The following is an 18931-nucleotide window of genomic DNA, read 5'->3' on the forward strand; positions in this document are numbered from 1 at the left end:
CGCGTGCACGTGGCGGCAGCCGCATATCGGATACGGGCCCGCGCCCCTTTGGGGTGCTGCCGGGCCGGGGCGGACTTCGGGTGCGGCGCCGTCGTGGCTGGTCGCGTGCACGTGGCGGCAGCCGCATATCGGATACGGGCCCGCGCCCCTTTGGGGTGCTGCCGGGCCGGGGCGGACTTCGGGTGCGGCGCCGTCGTGATTGGTCGCGCCCACGTGGTCGCAGCCGCATATCGGATACGGCCTCGCGCCTCTTCGGGGCGCTGCCAGCAGGGTCAGTGCCTCCGTCAGTGCGGCGTCGGCGGCGACCGGGTCGCCGGCCAGGGACCGGACCCGGGCGAGGGTGGCGAGCGCGTCGATCCTGGTCCCGGTGTCGCCGGCCGCGCCCGCCTGCCGCGCGGCCCGCCGGGCGTGCCCGGCCGCCTCCGCCAACTCCCCGCACAGCAGGCCCCGGACGGCGGCCCAGTGGTGCAGCCGGGCCTCGGCGCGCGGATCGCCGGCCGCGTCCCGCAGGCCGTCCGCGATCAGGTCCTCGGCGCCCTCCAGCGCCTGTCCGGCGCCGCGCAGCAGGATCAGCCGGGCCCGCACCCGCTGTGCCGCCGAGCCGGACCGGGCGAGCACGGTGCCGGCGGCCTCGCCGGCCTCCTCCGTGCGCCCGGCGTCGCAGGCGTACTCGGCCGCGGCCAGCAGCCGTTCGGCACGCTCGGCCGGGTGGTGGGCCGGGGTGCGGCGGGCGGCGAGGGCGGCCAGTTCGAAGGCGGTGGAGGGGGCGCCGTCGCGGCGCGCGGATCCGGCCGCCGACATCAGGGTGCGGGCCGTGCCCTCGTCCTCGTACGGGTGGGCGAGCGCGAGATGGCGGGCCCGCTCCACCGGCTCGGCCACCGCGCGGGCCAGCAGCGCGTGCGCCTGCCGCCGCCCGTGCTCGGAGGCGTCGGCGTGCACGGCCGCCCGCAGCACGGGGTGGTGGAAACGGACGATCCCGTCGGCGTCGGCCGTCGCGATGCCGAGCCGTTCCGCCTCCGCCAGGTCCGCGGCCGGGTCCGGCAGCCCGGTGGCGCGCAGCAGGGTGAGGCTGGGGCGGGCGGCGGCGCTCGCGACGAGGAGGGTGCGCAGGGCCGGCTCCGGCAGCGAACGGGCCTGCTCCAGCAGGCGGGTGCGCAGCGCCGGGGGCACCGGGGGCAGCTCGCCGAACCCGGCAAGTGCTGGGGCGTGCCGGGCGGCGCGTCCCAACTCCCTTGCGTAGTACGGGTTTCCGGCGGCGGTCTGCTGGATCGCCCGCAGCACCGCCGGGGGCAGGTCGGCGCCGAGGTCGGTGCGGACCAGGTGGGCCGTCGCGCCGTCCGTCAGGGGTGGCACCGGGAGTTCGAGGGTGCCCGGCGGGCAGCAGTGCAGCCGCTCGGGCCGGCCGCCGTCCGTGACCCGCTCGGCGGCGAGCATCCGGATGCCGGGGGCGTCGAGCCGGCGTACGGCGAAGGCGAGGACCCCGGCGGTCGGTTCGTCGAGCCACTGCAGGCCGTCGACGACCAGCAGGACGGGACCGTCGGCGGCCAGGGCGCGCAGTGCGTCGAGGACGGCGACGCGCACGGCGAGCAGGCCGCGGTCGTCCGCCGGTCCGCCGCCGCGCAGCAGGGCCGACCGGAGGGCTGCCCGGGGCTCCGGTGGCAGGGTCTCCAGGTGGCTCTCCGGGACCCGTGCGAAGAGGTCGACGAGCCCGGCGAAGGGCAGCCGGGCGTCCGCCGCCGCGGGCGAGCAGTGCAGCACGGTCCCGGCGGCCGGGTCCGCCGCGAGGGCCGCCACGAGGGTGGACTTGCCGATGCCGGCGGGACCGTGGAGGAGCAGCCCGGGGCGCGCCGCCGCCTGGACCCGGGCGGCGTCGAGCAGCGCTCGGCGCCCGGTCAGTTGCATGTGTTCATGACAACCTCCGGTGATCCCGTGTGTCAATGACATCCGTCACCTCGCGATGGCGCCCCCCTGCCCGACATGGCGCAACAGGTCATGTCTTCTTCCTGAATCCCTCGTTACGGAACGCGGAAGGCTCTTCCGCCCTCCTCCTGTGCGGAAGCAACGAGGCACGGGCAGGAACAACAGGGACTGAGTGACATGGGTTTGACCAGTCGAACGACCGTATACGCGCTGGCGGCGCTGGCCGCCCTGTGCGTGGCGCTGCTGGTCTGGCTGTGGCCGCGCCTCGCCAGGCCGGGACTGTGGTCCGTGCTGGGGCGGCTGGGGGTCGTCGCCGTCACGCAGGTGACGATCGTCGCGGCGTTCGCATGCGCGGTGAACTCGTCGTACCAGTTCTTCGGCTCCTGGGGCGAGCTGTTCGGTCACGTCGACACCGCTCCCGTCGGCGTGACCCAGGCGGCCGGCGGGAACGGCGGCGGCTCGGTGAACGGCATAAGCAGTGTCCGCGGCGCGCTGGTGCAGCCCGCCGGTGACGAACAGCTGAGCCGGGTCAGCGGGCTGCCGGACGGACCGGCCGCCTCCGTCGGGCGGGTGGAGTCGGTCAAGATCATCGGCAGGCGTACCGGCGTGGTCGACCCGGCCTTCGTCTATCTGCCGCCCCAGTACTTCCAGAAGGCGTACCACCGCATGCGCTTCCCGGTGATCGTCGCGCTCAGCGGCTACCCGGGCAGCATCTTCAACCTCGCCGAGCACCTGCGGGTCTCGCAGACCGCCGGGGAACTGCAGGGCAAGGGCGAGATGCAGCCGACGATCATGGTGATGATCCGGCCCACCATCGCCCCGCCGCGCGACACCGAGTGCGTGGACGTCCCCGGCGGGCCGCAGACCGAGACGTTCCTCGCCAAGGACCTGCCGGAGGCGATCCGGTCCGTCTACCGGGCCGGCCACGACGCCGGTTCCTGGGGTGTCATGGGGTACTCCTCGGGCGGCAGCTGCGCCCTCCAGCTGACCATGCGCGACCCCGGCGTCTACACCACGGCCGCCGCCCTGTCCCCCGACTACGAGGTCAAGGACGACCCCACCACCGGCAACCTCTTCGGCAGCGGCCCCGGCCGCCAGGCCCGGGTCGACGGCCACGACCTGATGTGGCGGCTGAAGCACCTGCCCGTCCCGCAGGTCTCGGTCCTGGTCGCCAACAGCAAGCACGGCGAGAAGGGCTACCCGGAGACCGAGGCCTTCATCAAGGCCGTCAAGGCGCCCATGCGGGTCGTCTCCATCCTCCCCGAGAACGGCAGCCACAACTTCCCCACCTGGGTACGGGAGATGCCCGCCGCCCTGAAGTGGATGAACGACCAGCTGACCTTCCCGCAGGACGTCGTCCCCCGCCACCACCCGAAGAAGACCCTGACCGAGGCCCGCCCCGCCCCGGCCCCTGCCCGCACCCGGTGAGGCTCAGACCCAGGTGTCCAGCCACATCCTGGACTGCCAGCCGGAGTACGGGATCGTCTGCCCGGTGTAGAGCGGATAGAAGTAGACGAAGTTCCAGACGATGAGCAGGACCAGGGCACCGGCCGCCACCGCGCCCCGGGTGCGGCGGTGCCGGTCCGCCCCCGGCGGTCCCAGTACGGCGCCCAGCATCATCGCCACGGCCAGGCACAGGTAGGGCACGAAGACGACGGCGTAGAAGGAGAAGACCGTGCGGTCCTGGTAGAGGAACCAGGGGAGGTAACCGGCCGCCACCGCGCAGAGGATCGCGCCGGCCCGCCAGTCGCGGCGCAGGGCCCAGCGGTAGAGCAGGTAGACGAGGGCGCAGCACGCCGACCACCACAGCAGCGGGGTGCCCAGGGCGAGGACCGTGCTGGTGCAGGCGGACGCCGCGCCGCAGCTGCCGGGCCGCGGGGAGTCGTAGGCGAACAGCACGGGGCGGCCCATGACCAGCCAGCTCCAGGGGTTCGACTGGTACTTGTGCGGCGTGTGCAGGCCCACGTTGAACTGGTACACGAGGTACTCGTAGTGCCAGAAGCTGCGCAGCGGGGCCGGTATCCACGACCAGGTGCCGCCGCGGCCGTCCGCCCAGTGCCGGCCCCAGCCGTCGTCGGACAGGAACCAGCCGGTCCAGGTCACCAGATACGTCAGCAGGGCCGTCGGGACGAGGGCGAGCACCGACCCGCCCAGGTCCCTGCGCAGCACGGCCCGGTACGGGTGGCGGGCCCCGGCGACCCGGCGGGCGCCGACGTCCCACAGCAGCGTCAGGACCACGAAGAAGACCAGGATGTACAGGCCGTTCCACTTGGTCGAGGCGGCGAGGCCCAGCAGGACCCCGGCCGCGAGCCGCCAGGGCCGCGCTCCCGTCCCGGCCCGGTCACCGGTGTCCGCGTCCGGGCGCACCCGGCCGTCCGCGCCGGTGGGCAGGGCCGCCGCGAGCCGGGCCCGCGCCCGGTCCCGGTCGATCAGCAGACAGCCGAACGCCGCCAGCGCGAAGAACATCACGACGAGGTCCAGCAGCGCGGTACGGCTCATCACCACATGCAGACCGTCCACCGCCAGCAGCGCGCCCGCCAGGCAGCCCAGGAACGTCGAACGGAACAGCCGGCGGCCGATCCGGCACAGCATCAGCACCGACAGGGTGCCGAGCAGCGCCGTCATGAAGCGCCAGCCGACGGGGTCGAGCCCGAACAGCCACTCGCCGACCGAGATCACCCACTTGCCGGTCGGCGGGTGCGCGACGAAGGAGCCGGTGTCGGAGAGCGGGATCACCTGCGGGTGCGCCAGGATCTCCGGGTCGGCGACCTTGCGGTCCGGCCAGGTGCCCTCGTAGCCGAGGTGCAGCAGCGCCCAGGCGTCCTTGGCGTAGTACGTCTCGTCGAAGATGATCGCCCGCGGCCGCCCCAGACGCCAGAAGCGGATGGCACCGGCCACGGCGGCGACGAGCAGCGGACCCAGCCACGCCGTCGCCCGCGCGAGGCGGTACGCCCGGTCCGGGCCGACGCCCAGCAACTGCCATACCCGGGTGCCCGGTTCGGGGAAGGGCGGCACCAGGCGCTCCCGGACACCGACACCGGCGCCCGGGGAACGTGAGGGACCGACGTATCCGAAGCGGCGCAGGCGCTCCAGCCGGCCGGGGGGCGCCGTCGCCGGGCGTATGCCGTCGAGGTCGTGGGAACGCGTCGCGCTGCTGTTCGTCACCGGACGACCTTAGACCGTCCCTCGACCCCCGCCGACGAGTGTCGACAGTTTCCCGGCTGTCGGGGCGGACTGCACCGCGATCCTGAACCGTCCGTAGGCAAGCCGTGACCGCGGAGGAGTCCTCCATGGCAACAGGCAGCAGTGCGTACGAGCCGTCGATGAGGGACCGGGTGCGGGCCCTGGTGGTGCCGGCGACCGCGGCGGCCGGGGAGACCTCTCGATGACGGTCGACGGGGAGCCGGCCGCCATCGAGCCGGGCGGGGACTACAGCGGGTCGATCACGCTGGCCCTGGGCTGACTCAGCCGCACGAGCCGGTGAACACGTCCACCGCGTCGTCGCTGCTGCTCGCGACCACCAGGTCCTGGGTGCCGTCGGACGTGACGTCGGCGGCGGCCGCCTCGTAGGCGCCGTCCGCCGACAGCTCGGTCAGCTCGGTCAGCGAGCCGCCCGAGGTACCCGTGTAGACGCTGACCGAGCCGCCGTTGAGGGACGACACCAGGATGTCCGGGATGTCGTCGCCGTTGACGTCGGCCGAGTTGACGGCGACCGGCAGGGCGGACGTGGTGTGGTCGACGGGGTCCTGGAAGGTGCCGTCGCCGTTCCCGGCGTAGACCTCCAGGGTGTCGGAGCCGTTGCTGATCGTGGCAAGGTCGGTCGTCCCGTCCCCGTCGAAGTCGCCCTGGGTGAGCGAGTAGAGCCGGGCCACGCTGCTGTAGTCGGTGACGTCCCCGAAGGTCCCGTCACCGTTGCCGAGGGCCACGCTGATCCCGCCCGCGGTGGCGACGCCGGCGGTGGCGACGTCCAGGTTGCCGTCGCCGTCGAAGTCGGTGAGGACGAGGCCGTGCGGCCGGGTCACGGTCACCGTCTGCGAGGAGACGGTGAACGCACCTTCACCGTCGCCCAGCAGCAGGTTGACCCGCCCGGCGGACTCCTCGGCCACCGCGATGTCCAGATCGCCGTCCCCGTCGACGTCCCCGGCGACCAGCGAACGGGCGCCGGAGCCGACCGTGTACGGGGTGGCGGTCCCGAAGGTGCCGTCGCCGTGGCCGAGCAGGACGCTCACCGTGCCGCCGTCGAAGTCGGCGGTGGCGAGGTCCGGGTTGCCGTCGGCGTCGAAGTCGGCGATGACGGTCTGGTACGGCTTGTCGCCCACGGCGTAGTCCGTGGCCGTGCCGAAGGTGCCGTCGCCGTTGCCCAGCAGCACCGAGACGGTGTCGGCGTCGTTGTCCGCGGCGACCACGTCGGCGTTCCCGTCGCCGTCGAGATCGCCGGTCACCACGTGCCGGGGGTTGTCGCCGGTGCTCGCCGAACTGGCGGACTTGGTGAAGGAGCAGGTGGCGGCCGTCTTCGCGACCGGCTGACTCGCCGACGCGACGGCGGCCATCCCGGCCGCGACCGTCAGGGCACCGGCCGCTCCGTAGGCCAGGATGCGGGGTGCCCGGCGGTTCCTGTGCTTGTTGACTGTCATGGTCACGGGAACCTAAGGGCACCTCCTGTGATTCACGTGTTACGCGACCGTGCTTTCCCGGAGTGCCGTGGCGGGAGGGGTACGACGACGGTGGCCGTCCCCCCGTCGTCGTCGCTGACGGTGACCACCGGCCGGTGCCCGCCCGGCCTCCGGTACAGGTGCTCGGCCCGGCAGACGGGGCCACGGACCGTGCCCCGCGTCGGGCGGGTGCCGTCCTTCCAGTCGACGACGCAGGTGTGGGTGTCGGAGGCGCCCGGGTCGGTGAAGCGGACCGTGACGCTCAGGTGCCGGTCGCCGTGGCCGCGGGCGTCGGTGATCGCCGGCGGGGCGTTGGCGACGGTCACGGTGGCGGTGTCGGTGCCGCGGCCGCCGGTCAGGGTGAGAGTGAAGGTGCCGTTGTCGGTGCAGGTGACGGTGGTGGCGGCCGATCCGGGGTCCACGACCGTGCAGGGGGCACCCGCGGGGACGGTCCACTCGGCGGGACCGGCCCCCGACACCGTGCCGGCGAGCGGAATCGCGTCCCCCTCCGTCCCGGTGGCGTCCGGTCCCGCGTGTACGACGGTCACCGGATCGATGCTCGTCAGCGTCGGCACGACCGGCTTGATCAACCCGTCCGCGTCGAACTCCAGCTTGTCGATGGTGGTTTCGCGGTGGGTGCCGTCACCGCCCGGGATGGCGAAACGGTGGTAGGCGATGTACCAGTCGTCGGTGTTCGGGACGTGCACGACGCTGTGGTGACCGGTCCCCTTGACTCCCAGGGAGAGGTCCTTGGACAGGATCACGCCCCGCTTGGTCCAGGGGCCGGTGGGGGAGGGGCCGGTGGCGTAGGCGACGCGGTAGTTCTCGTCGCGGGTGTCGTTCTCGGACCACATGAAGTAGTAGGTGCCGTTGCGCTTGATGACGAACGAGCCCTCGTTGTACCCGCTCGGCGTGATGTCCTTGACCTTCGCCGTGCCGATGGACGTCATGTCGGCGTTCAGCGGCACCACGTAGGCGTGACCGTTGCCGAAGTAGAGGTACGACTGCCCGTCGTCGTCCGTGAAGACGGCCGGGTCGATCATCTGGCCGCTGAAGTCACCGGCCTTGAGGAGCGGTTTGCCGAGGGCGTCCTTGAAGGGTCCGGTCGGCGAGTCGGAGACCGCCACCCCGATGTTCGCGTCGGCACAGAAGTAGAAGTAGTACTTGCCGTCCTTCTCTGCGATCGTCGGCGCCCAGGCCCTGCTGTCCGCCCAGCTGACGTCGGGACCCAGGTCGAGGATGACGCCGTGGTCCGTCCAGTGGACGAGGTCGGTGGAGGAGTACGCCTTGAACCGGGTGCCGCTCCAGCCGTCGTAGCCGTCGGTGGTCGGGTAGAGGTAGAAGGTGTCGCCGAAGCGGACGATGTTCGGGTCGGCGTTCAGCCCCGGCAGCACCGGGCTCTTCATGATCAGAGCCGAGACCGTCCAGGTGCGCTTCCTGCCGTCGGACCCCGTCACCTCGTACGTCACCGGCTTGCTGAAGTCGTGCACGCTTCCGGAGGCCGGGCTGATGGCGGCGCCGTGGGCGAGGGTGAACTCCGGTGCCAGGGAGGTGAGATCGGAGCCCTCGGTCATCGGCAGCGTGATCCTGCTGTCCGCGTCGTCGACGATGGCGTCGACCTTCAGACCGGTCTGGGTCGCCTTGGCGATTCCCGCCGTGTTGCCGCTGAGCTCCATCACCTCGGCGGCCGACAACGCCCGGTCGTAGATGCGGAAGTCGTCGACCTCGCCGCCGAAGTACGGGTCGGCCGAGTACAGGGAGCGGCCGATGTAGCCGGTGTGGTCCTTGCTCGCGTCGTACAGCTCGGACGGCTTGATGGTGGTCGTGGTGCGGGCCGCCTCGACGCCGTCGACGTAGAGGACCATCGTGCCGGTGGTGCCGTCGAGGGTGACGGTGACGTGCCGCCACTGCCCCGGTGTGAGCTGCGAGCCGGCCGTCAGTTTGGACTCCGCCGACCAACTCGCCTTGGTGATGGCCGAGTAGAGGCTGGAGCCGCCGTTGGACGGGGTGGCGAAGAGATACTTGTCGCTGTCCGGGCCCAGCCCGAACAGCCACTGGAAGCTGTCGCCGCCCTTCCACTTCGCGTACGTCGACACGGTGACGCTGTCGGCGTTCTTCAGCACCCCGTTCGGGATCTTCACGTACGGCGAACTCGTGGCGTCCCCGGACATCTTGAAGGAGCCGCCCTTCACCCCCGTGCCGAACTCGGGCGTGCGGACGTACGTGCCGTGATAGCCGTGCCCGCTGGAGTCGACGGCGATGTTGCCGGCGGTCTCGTCGAAGTCGTAGTGCAGCAGCAGGTCGGCCGGGACGTCGGGGCCCTCCTCCGACACGGTGACCTCGGCCTGGACCGGGATCGCGGTGCCGTCGGGGAGGCTGCCGGTGACGGTGAAGGTGCCGGGCTGCGCGTAGGCGGACGCCGGGACGTCGTCCCAGGTGACGGCGGCGGGCCGGTCGACGCCGTCGGCGTAGGAGGCGATGACGGTGGCGGGGAGGACCGGGGCCTGCCCCGTCCTCGTCTTCACCTTCACGCTCTCGACGCTCTCCACCAGCTGGTCGGGCTGGTAGGCGCGGAGGAGGCGGTCGTACTCGGCCTGGGTGACCGGGAGCACGGTGCCATGGCGGGGCTTGGCCGGAAGGTCGTAGTCGGTGACCGGCGTCCAGACCCCGGAGTCGAGATCATCGGTCTCGAACGGGATGTACCCACGCCCTCCGAACTCATCCAGAAACGCGTACCACTTGTCCTGCGTGTTGGACTTGAAGACCAACGGCCCCTCGGCCGCGCTCATCGCGCCCCTGCCGATGCCCTCCGCGACCGGCGTCCAGTCGGTGCTGCGGATCGAGTCGCTCTTCTCCTCGAAGATGAACTTGCTGTTGGGGGTGGAGGAGGTGTTGTTCCGCTCGTCCTTGGACAGGCGGTAGTAGGTGCCGTCTTTCTGGATCATCGTGGAGTCGATGACCGACCAGCCGCGGTCGATCCACACCTTGGGCTCGCTGAAGGTGTAGAAGTCCCGGGTGGTGGCGTACATCATGCGGTTGTACGTGTCGCCGGAGTGCGCCTCGTTGTCGTACAGCTTCGACGCCCAGAAGACGACGTACTCGCCGAGCTTCGCGTCGTAGAAGGCCTCGGGCGCCCAGGTGTTGCCCGCGCTGTCCGGGGCGACCTTCACCAGCCGCTGGTTCGTCCAGTGGACGAGGTCGGTGGACTCCCAGACCATGATGGACTTGCTGCCGGTGCGCTGGGCGGCGTCCCAGTCGCCGTTGCCGTAGATCCTGAGGTCGGTGGCGATCTGGTAGAACTTGTCGCCCTCGGGGGAGCGGATGATGAACGGGTCGCGCACGCCCTTCTCGCCGAGCGTGGAGGTCAGGACCGGCTTGCGGTCGTTCAACTCCCGCCAGTTCAGCGGGTCGTCGCCCTTGCTGAGGGCGGCGTAGAGCTGCTCGCCGTCGGCGGTGCCCTCGCCGGTGAAGTAGCTGAACATGTAGCCCTTGAGGGGTTCCCTGGCGGGGAGTTCGGGGACGCGGGCGGTGAAGGTGCGGGTGCTGTGCGCCTCGCCCCTGGTGACCGTCGCGGTCAGGTCGACGGTGGTGGCTCCCGCGCCGTGCGCCGGGCGGTGGACCGTGCCGTCGGCGGCGATGACGTCCGGGTCGGCGGAGGACCAGGTGACGGCGGTGCCGTAGGCCCCGTCGGCGGGGAGGGTGAGGTTGCCGCGGACGTCGTCGACGTTGTGGACGGTGAGGGCGTCGGCGGCCTGTTCGGTGGCGGTGGCGTCGTCGAAGTCGGCGAGCACGGTGATGTCGAAGGTCCTGGTGTCGGTGACCGTGCCCTTGGTGAGGGTCGCGGTGAGCGTCGCGTGGGCGTCGGGGGAGCCGGCTGCGGGCCGGGTCACCTTGCCGGAGTCCGAGACCACGTCGGGGTCGTCGCTGGACCAGCTGATGGCCGAACCGCCCGCCGTACCGGTCTTCGGCAGGTCCAGGTCGGCGGTCACGGCACCGGTGTCGCCGAGGCTCAGGGCCGCCTTGTCGTCGGCGACGCCCTGGGTGTCGACGGGGAGGGCGAGCTGCCCGACCTCGGAGGAGCCGAGTGCCCGGTCGTATACGCGGAAGTCGCGGATGCGGCCCTTGAAGAGCTTGTCGCCGGAGTAGACGGACCTGCCTATGTAGTTGGCGACGGTGCTGCCCGACCCGATGGCGCCGGGGGTGACGGTGACCGAGGTGTTGCGGCCGACCTCGACGCCGTCCTCGTAGAGCACACCCGTGGTGCCGGTCTGGGTGTAGGCGATGTGCTTCCACACCGCGCGGGTGAGGTTGTGGGAGTCGGACGGCTTGGTCGTCTGCTCGGTCGACCAGTTGCCGGTGGCCAGGGAGGTGCGGAAGGAGTTGCCGGTGGTGAAGAGGTAGCCGTTGCCGCTGCTGCCGCTGGAGTTGCCGAAGCCGTAGAGGAAGTACGGGGTGGACTGGGCGGAGTCGATCCGCACGTCCAGGGACACCGTGATGGCGTCCATGCCCTTCATGACGTCGTCCGGGACCTTGACGTAGGTGTCCGAGCCGTTGAAGCCGAGGCCCTGGCCGGCGGCCGACCAGTCGGCGGTGCCGTTGACCGTGCCGTCGCGTCCGTTGCCGGAGGCGTCGGAGGCTCCGTCGGCGGAGTCGAGGGGGTACCAGAGGGCGAGGCCGTCGGTGGGACCGTCGGCGGAGGCGGTGGCCTGGGCGGCTTGTGCGGCTTGTGCGGTGGCTTGGGCGGGGAGCGCCGGTCCGGCGAGGGCGAGGAGCGTCGAGGCGGCGACCAGAGCGGCGAGGTGACCCGCCCGGCGTCTCACGCGGCCACGGGGTCGTGCGGTGTGCGGCATGACGGCTGTCATGGGGGCTCCCTGTCAAGTCCCTTGTCGTTACATGCGGATGACGTCGCGCTGCGAGAGTGTCAAACGCTGTACATCTGGCCGTCAAGAGCTTTCGAACAATGTCCGACTGGTCGAACATGACGGATGGCCGAACTTCCGGCTCTCGGTGGTGCGTTGAAGTGGGCCGTTGTGCCGACAACCAAGTCCTGGCCATGACTTGGCTTACGGTTGCCCGCTCAGCGTTCAATCTTCAATTAAGCAACTCCCCTCCCGAGTAAAGAGGTCTACCCGCATAGAGCGCCCGGTGCTGTCATGCCCACGACTGCCCGGAAACGTGCCGGGCACCTCACCGGGAGACCCCCACATGTCCCGAATACAGCGCCCCCTCGTCACGACCCTCTCCGCTCTCGCCCTCACCGTCGCGGGCCTCACCATCACCACCGGGACGGCACACGCCCAGTCCTGCAGCCAGGCCTACCTTCCGCTCCCCGACCCCAGCTGCCAGCCCGGTGACTTCAACCCCGACGTCACCCAGAGCACCATCGACTCCACCATCTGCGTCTCCGGCTGGACCGCGACCGTACGGCCGTCCAGTTCCTACACCACCGCGCTGAAGAAGAAGCAGATCGTCGAGTACGGCTACACCGACACCAGCACCTCCGACTACGAGGAGGACCACTTCGTGCCGCTGGAGCTCGGCGGCGCCCCCAAGAGTGAGCTGAACCTCTGGCCCGAGCCGGAGTACGGCACCAAGACCGCCGCCAACAAGGACACCGTCGAGAACAAGCTCAAGAAGGCCGTCTGCGCGGGCACCGTCAGCCTTTCCGACGCCCAGGACGCCATCGTGACCGACTGGACGACGGCCCTGTCCAGCCTCGGCCTGAGCTGACGCCGCCAACTTTGCTGCCCCGCACGAGGCTTGGACCTGCCACGTGCGGGGCAGAGCCCTCCTACCGGACAGCAGGTGCGGGCAGTGCTCGGCAAGAGGAGGGCGTCATGGACGGTCGGATCCGCGTGCGCGTTGTTCGTCGGCCCGCTCCTCGTCAGCAGGAGATCGACCGCAGGACGCCTTCCGGGCGCATCCTGCCGTACTAGCCGGACACCGGACGCCGGAAGGCAGCTGAGGCACCGGTCAGGCGGCGAAGGCACCGGGAGGCCTGGCCGCCGCCGGACGGCCGGCCCCGGTTCGCTCCTGCGCTCACCGCTGACCGGTCCCCGAACCCTCCCCGAGTACAAGCCGGTTGACCTGCACGTTCGTTTCACGGGCTGGCTCTGCGGGCAATTGTGGGGCAACGTGGTCCCGGTCACGGGCGCGGGAGGGGGACGCGGGGGTGCCTGACCTGGTGCGGACGGCTGGCGGGCGACGGTTGCGGGTGGAGGTGTCGGGGGATCCCCGGGGCCGACCGGTGTTCCTCATGCACGGCACACCCGGCAGCCGGGTGGGCCCACGGCCCCGGCCCATGTTCCTCTACCAGCGCGGCGCCCGGCTGATCAGCTTCGACCGCCCGGGGTACGGCGGTTCGGACCGCCGGCCGGGGCGCCGGGTCGTGGACGTCGTCGAGGACGTGGCGGCCGTGGCCGACGCCCTCGGTCTCGACCGGTTCGCGGTGGCCGGCCGGTCCGGCGGGGGACCGCACGCCCTCGCCTGCGCAGCGCTGCTGCCGGGCCGGGTGACCCGGGCCGCCGCCATGGTGGCCCTCGCGCCCCGGGACGCCGAGGGGCTCGACTGGTTCGCCGGGATGGCGCCGTACAACGTCCTGGAGTTCCACACCGCCGTCACCGACCCGGAGCGGTACGCGGCCCGGATCATCCCGCGCTCGGCCGTGATCCGCAGCAACCCGGCGCGGATGCTGGAGGACCTGCGCTCGGACCTGACCGAGGAGGACCGGCTGATCGTCTCCGACACCAACATCCGGTCGATGCTGCTGCGCACCTACCACGAGGCGCTGCGCACCTCGCCGTACGGCTGGATCGACGACTCGATCGCGCTGACCAGCCCCTGGGGCTTCGACCCGGCGCACATCGGGGTGCCGGTGCTGCTGTGGCACGGTGCGATGGACGTGTTCTCGCCCGCCGCCCACCACTCCTGGCTGGCCGCGCACATTCCGCGGGCCAGGGCCGTCCTGGAGCCGAAGGCGGCCCACTTCGCGTCGCTGCGCGCCCTGCCGGACGTACTGGACTGGCTGCTGGCGGGGACGCCCCGGGACTGACACCGGGCCGTCCGCGCGCTCACACCGCCAGCGGCTCCAGGTCCCGGTACACCCTCCGGTCCGCGAGCACGAGCCGGGTGATGCCGTTGGTCTCGCCGAGTTGCTGGCGCAGCCCCTTCAGCCTCCTGACGACCTCCTCGCGCTGGGCGCGGGCCTCCTCCGTGCGCCCGAGGGCGGCCAGGGTGAGGGCGCCGTTGCCGACGACGGCCAGGGTCTCCGGGTGCTGCGGGCCGAGGTCGGCGCGCAGGGTGTCGATGCTGCGCCGCTCCCGCTCCCAGGCCTCCTCCAGCCGGCCGCTCTCCGCGAGCAGGATGGCGTAGTTGGCGGAGCAGAACTGGGTGTGCGGGTGATGGACGCCGAGCACCTCGGCCATGCGCTCCAGCACCTTCCGGAAGACCTCCTCGGCCTGCTCCTCGTCACCGCAGCCCCAGTGGAAGATGCCGAGGTTGTTCATCGCGGCCTGGGTGTAGGGGTGGGCCTCGCCCGGCTTCTTCACGTACTCGGCGAGCACCTTCAGGGCGACGTCGCGCGCGCCCTCCCGGTCCTCGGCCGCGAACAGGTCCGCGGCCTGGTTCAGTTCGCAGGCGAGGAGGTCCGGGGTGGAGGCCGTGTACTGCGCCCGGTACTGCTCCAGGGTCGCGGCCGTCAGCCGCCGGGCGTCCTCCAGTTCGCCCGCCCTGCGCAGCGACACGGCGAGCGACTTCGCGCACCGCAGCGTGCCCGGGAACTCCTTGCCGAGGACGCGCTTGTGCTGTTCGTACGCCTTCGACAGCACGGTCACCGACTCGGTGTACCGGCCGACCTCACGCAGGTCGCGGCCGAGGTTCTCGGCGGACGACAGGGTGTAGATGTGGTCGGCGCCGTGGACCTGGGTGCGGCGGGCGAGGGTGAGCTCGTCGATCTCCCGCGCGTCGCCGTACCTGCCGACCATGCGCAGCGCCAGGGCGAGGTTGTTGGCCGCGTTCAGGGTGCGCGGGTGGGCCTCGTTGAAGATGTCGCTGAAGCCCTCGTGCGCCTCCCGCGCCAGCTCCACCGCCTTGGTGTACTCGCCGAGCGCCGCGAGGTCGCTGGAGAGGCCGGAGGTGGTGACGAAGGTGTGCGGGTGCCGGCTGCCGAGAAGCCGGCGCTGCCGCTTCAGCACGTCGTCGTCCATCCTCCGCGCCTCGACGTACAGCCCCTGCGAGCGCAGCACGTTGGCGAGCTGGCAGCGCAGGTACAGGTACTGCTCCTCGTCCTCGCCGAGGGGTTCCCTCCAGTGCAGGAGGAGTTCCTCGGCGAGGCGCTGGGCGCGGGGGAACTCGCCGCGCTTCCAGAGGTAGCGGACGCGGTCGATGAGCAGCCGGCGCGGCTCGGCCTCGGTGCAGTTGCGGATGTCCGAGGCGGACAGGTGCGGCCAGATGATGTCGAACTGCGGCCAGTTCTCCCGGTTGTCGGTGGGCTCGTCGCCCTTGGGGCGGGCTCCCCTGAGGACCTCGTGCACGGTGTGCCGGGCCACGCGCCGGTCCTCCTCGGTCATCTGGGAGCGGATCACCGCCTGGACGAGCCGGTGCACCTGGATCGAGCGGGAGATCTGGTCGACCTTGGCGAGGGCGAGCTGGCGGATCTCCCGCACCACCCGGCCGATCAGCAGGCTCTCCGTCAGGGTGGGGTCGAAGGGGCGCAGCGCGGCGAGCATCTCGTCGCTGTCGTAGAGCAGTTTCGAGGAGATCGGCTCGGCGGCGAGGAACGCGCACAGCTGCAGCAGCCGTACCGAGGCGGGCGAACGTTCCTTCAGCCGTTCGATGGAGATGTTCCAGGTGGCGGCGACCGTCTCGGGGTAGTCGGCGGGCTGGTTGAGCCCCATCACCGCGGCGGTCTCCTCGGTGAGGCGGCGCAGGTACTCGGCCGTCGGCATGGCGGTCTCCGCCAGCCAGGCGCCGGCCTGCTCCACCGCGAGCGGCAGGTCGCCCACGGCCTCGGCGACCTGGTCGGCCTCGTCCCCGGTGAGGCCCGGGGCGCGCCGGGACAGGTGCTCGACGCTCTCCTGGCGCTGGAAGACGTCGACCGGCAGGGTCGCGCCCTTGTCCGCCCACGCCTGGTTCCGGGAGGTGACCAGGATGTGGCCGCCGCCGGTGGTGGGGATGTAGCCGGCGAGGTCCTCCGGGTCGTCGGCGTTGTCGAAGACGAGGATCCAGCGCTTGGTGGGGGTGCCCCGGGAGAGCATCCGGACGGTTTCCTTGCTGGCCAGAGCCATGTCCTCGCCGCCGGGCGCGCCGATGCGGGCGCCCAGTTCGGCCAGCGAGGCCACCACGTTGTCGACGTTCTCGGACGGCACCCACCACACCAGGTCGTAGTCGGCGCTGAACCGGTGCACGTACTCCAGCGCGATCTGGGTCTTGCCGACCCCGCCGAGCCCGAACAGCGCCTGGTGCTGGGGCAGTACGGCCGTCATGCCGCCGCGCAGCTCCTCCCGCACCTTGTCCAGGATGTAACCCCGGCCGGTGAAGGTGGTGTTGCGCTGCGGCACGTTCCAGTGGTCGGGCTCGTGGCCGGGGAACCGGGGTGCCGCCGGTCCGGCCTTCGGCAGCTGCCCGGGCAGTTCGAGCGCGCCGAGCAGCGCGGCCTCGCAGCCCGCCCCGTCGAGTCCGTGCAGGTCGACGACGAGGTCGGCCTGGTCCGGGTACGTCTCCGGCGGCCGGGCCTCGTCGATCTGCACCGGCAGCAGCGATCCCGGGGAGCCGTCGGCACCGGCCGCCGGGCCCAGCAGGGCCTCGGCGTGCCGGGAGCCGTGCAGCGCCTTGGACCACAGCGCCAGGGTGCGGGTGCCGGGGGCGGGACCGCCGAGCGGTCCGGTGGCCAGGTCGTGCAGGGTGACGGTGCAGCCCGCCCGCTTCAGCAGCGACTCCACCCAGTCGGCCCACATCCGGTTCTCCGCCAGGTACGCGATCACCACGTGCACCGCGGTGGTCTGCGGCCGGCGCCGGATGAACGCGTCCCGGCAGTGCAGCCGCACCGGTTCGGGGATCTGCGGCAGCGAGCGGACCTCGTTGTCGGACACGAACGCGGTGAGCCGTTCGAAGGCGGACAGCAGCGACTTGGGATCGCCCTTCTTGTCCCCGACGACGGCGAGGGTCTCCTCATAGGCGTAGTACGGTTTGTACGGTATTTCGACGCTGCCCCAGTACGCGTTGACCTCGTCGGCGCTCAGCCGCTGACCGCCCGGCCCCTTCGGCAGTCCGGCGAACTTCTGCCGGGCCACCGCACGGCCCGCCTCCACCTTGTCCTTCTCGCCGTCGTCGACCCGCATCGGCACCGGCAGCACCCGGATCTGCCGCTTGCGGTGCTCGTCGGCGACGCTGTACGCCACCTCGGCGGCGCCGTCCAGGGCCTGGTCGCTGAAGGTGAAGCAGTCGACGAGGACGTCGGGCATCTGCAGGGTGCAGATGTCCGCGGTGTCCGACCGCCCGGTGCGCGAGTCGATCAGGACGTAGTCGTACGACCGCTTCATGCTGTCGCGCAGCGCCTCCAGGAACATGCCGCCGCCCAGGCGGTCGTAGAAGTTGTCCCACTCCAGGGAGGACGCCGTGCCGGAGTAGGCGCGGAACTGGCGGCCCGCGGAGAGGAAGTCGAGCGAGCCGCCGTTCTCGAAGCCGAGCCCCTGCCGCTCGGGGGAGAGGGAGACGGCGTGCTGCTCCACGTCCGCGAACTCCAGGTGCCAGGGCCCGGTGCGGGTGACGCCGTCCGTCGCCGCCCAGGCGTAGTCCTGCAGGATGTTGAGGACACCCCCGGTGGCGGTGAGCACGTTGGGGTCCAGGAACGGGTGGAAGAAGCGATCCAGCCCCGGGGCTTCGAGGTCCCAGTCCACGGCGAGGACCCGATTGCCGTTGGCGGCGAGGATCCAGGCCGTGTTGGCCAGCGCCATCGTCCGTCCGGTGCCGCCCTTGTACGAGTAGAAGGTGATGATGCGTCCGTCCCTTGCGGCCGTCATGCCTCTCCTCCGGGGTCGTCTCCCGTGTCCGGGTCGGACGATGAGTAGGGATCCGCCAGACGGGGTCTGGGGATGTGCGGGCCCGGCGGCAGTCGGACCTCCGCGTTCTTCAGGAACTGCCGGGTCGTGTACGCGACCACGTCGGGCAGCACCCGGTTGAAGGACTTGAGCGTGGGCACGCCGTTGACGGCGGCCCGGGTGTCGCCGCGCCGCGCCCGCTCCAGGATCGTCGGCATCACCCGCTCCAGCTCCTCGGCGAGCCTGCGGCCTTCCGTGCTGTGGTTCTGCAGGTCGGTACGGCAGCGCGGCACGATCGCGCTCACCCACGGGCGGGCATACGCGTCGAACGTCTTCAGCCGGCCGCGGCGTTCCTCGTCGCTCAGCGCCCACTGGTCCACCAGCAGGATCCCGGGCTGCCCGTCCCCGGACTCCTGGGGTTCCTCGCCGGGGTTCTCGTCGTCGAAGGCGACGACCGTCACCCGGTAGTCCAGGGAGCGGATCAGTTCCTCGGCATGGGTGGACAGCGCCCGGGTCGACTCGGTCTGGTACGGATTCCAGTCCAGCGCGTCGTCGCCGTAGGGCCCGCTGTCGCGGTGCGCCGGGACCGAGTCCTCGGTGGGGGCGGCCACGGTCAGCCGGATGTGCCGGGGCCCGCTGCCGCGCGGTTTGAAGGCGCTCGGCGTGCTCTCGTAGTCCCGGGGGCGCCCCACGGGCAGCCGGGACTCGTGGGCCGCCTGCACGATGCGCTCGGCGAGCCCGAACACGGTCTCGTCGTACTCGTCGCGCAGCCGGCTGAGCTTGATCAGCCCGTAGATCCCGTTGTTGAGGTACCGGCCGCCGGACGAGGAGTTCTCGACGTGGATGTGCCGTACGGAGTCCGGGAGTTCACGCAGGTCGAAACGGGTCCACAGGGCGGGCACGATGGCCGAGGCGGTCGCCGTCCCGGTGGTCTTGGCGTGCAGCATCCGCTCGTGGAACGCGTACCACTCCCGGCCGCACATCTCGCTGGAGAAGTAGCGCTGCGAGAACAGCGGCACGAACACCCGGCAGGTGGCGAGGTTCTCGCTCAGCTTCTCGGGCCAGCCCTCCCCGGACCGCATCTGGCTGTCCATGAAGCCGGCCATCGATCCGGCGGGCAGGTCGGTGAGCGCCATGATGTGACTGCACAGGTCGTTGAAGAGGGCCCGCACCCAGTGGTCCGGGTCTCCGCTGTCCGGCCCCCACGGCGGAGTGTGGGCGTACGACAGGAAGAAATAGGGCCGGTTGTCCGGAACCCGCTCCTGCACCCGTTCCCCCATGTCCGCACGTCCCCCTGCCCGTCGGCAAGCCGCTGGACCGCCC

9 protein-coding genes are annotated in these 18931 nt (G+C 71.5%); 3 read left to right on the top strand and 6 right to left on the bottom strand.

The features are described from left to right. Nucleotides 1-1902: AAA family ATPase (locus ACFZDK_RS05945; protein WP_390970191.1), on the bottom strand; the 1902-nt coding region annotated here is incomplete at its 3' end. 195 nt (nt 1903-2097) lie between these two features. Between ACFZDK_RS05945 and ACFZDK_RS05950 the strand changes: the two genes are divergently transcribed. Continuing rightward, nucleotides 2098-3348: an alpha/beta hydrolase-fold protein gene (locus ACFZDK_RS05950; RefSeq protein WP_390970192.1), complete on the top strand. Its 1251-nt coding sequence runs from the start codon at nt 2098-2100 to the stop codon at nt 3346-3348. Between the two features lie 3 nt (nt 3349-3351). Here the strand turns inward: ACFZDK_RS05950 and ACFZDK_RS05955 are convergent, their stop codons facing one another. From ACFZDK_RS05955 to ACFZDK_RS05965, 3 genes are all read right to left on the bottom strand, one after another. Then, nucleotides 3352-5085, bottom strand: coding sequence for a phospholipid carrier-dependent glycosyltransferase (locus ACFZDK_RS05955; protein ID WP_390970194.1), 1734 nt, complete (start codon nt 5083-5085; stop codon nt 3352-3354). A 299-nt stretch (nt 5086-5384) separates the two neighbouring features. Beyond that, a complete protein-coding gene (locus ACFZDK_RS05960) occupies nt 5385-6554 on the bottom strand; it encodes an FG-GAP-like repeat-containing protein (RefSeq protein ID WP_390971573.1) in 1170 nt (389 codons plus the stop codon). A gap of 32 nt (nt 6555-6586) precedes the next feature. Beyond that, complete coding sequence (locus tag ACFZDK_RS05965) at nt 6587-11422, bottom strand: family 43 glycosylhydrolase (RefSeq protein WP_390971574.1); 4836 nt, start codon at nt 11420-11422, stop codon at nt 6587-6589. A 355-nt stretch (nt 11423-11777) separates the two neighbouring features. Here ACFZDK_RS05965 and ACFZDK_RS05970 point away from each other — a divergent pair, with 355 nt between their 5' ends. Beyond that, nucleotides 11778-12302 carry a hypothetical protein gene (locus ACFZDK_RS05970; RefSeq protein ID WP_390970196.1) on the top strand — a complete coding sequence of 175 codons (525 nt, stop codon included), beginning with the start codon at nt 11778-11780 and terminating at the stop codon, nt 12300-12302. 442 nt (nt 12303-12744) lie between these two features. Then, nucleotides 12745-13623 carry an alpha/beta fold hydrolase gene (locus ACFZDK_RS05975; protein ID WP_390970197.1) on the top strand — a complete coding sequence of 293 codons (879 nt, stop codon included), beginning with the start codon at nt 12745-12747 and terminating at the stop codon, nt 13621-13623. A 19-nt stretch (nt 13624-13642) separates the two neighbouring features. Here the strand turns inward: ACFZDK_RS05975 and fxsT are convergent, their stop codons facing one another. Both fxsT and ACFZDK_RS05985 read right to left on the bottom strand, forming a co-directional pair. Beyond that, nucleotides 13643-17590 carry an FxSxx-COOH system tetratricopeptide repeat protein gene (fxsT, locus tag ACFZDK_RS05980; RefSeq protein WP_390970199.1) on the bottom strand — a complete coding sequence of 1316 codons (3948 nt, stop codon included), beginning with the start codon at nt 17588-17590 and terminating at the stop codon, nt 13643-13645. Continuing rightward, complete coding sequence (locus tag ACFZDK_RS05985) at nt 17587-18888, bottom strand: TIR-like protein FxsC (RefSeq protein ID WP_390970200.1); 1302 nt, start codon at nt 18886-18888, stop codon at nt 17587-17589. Before ACFZDK_RS05985 ends, fxsT begins: the two co-directional genes overlap by 4 nt. Nucleotides 18889-18931: the final 43 nt, after the last annotated feature.

The sequence above is a fragment of the Streptomyces sp. NPDC007901 genome, assembly GCF_042959465.1.
Classification (GTDB): domain Bacteria; phylum Actinomycetota; class Actinomycetes; order Streptomycetales; family Streptomycetaceae; genus Streptomyces.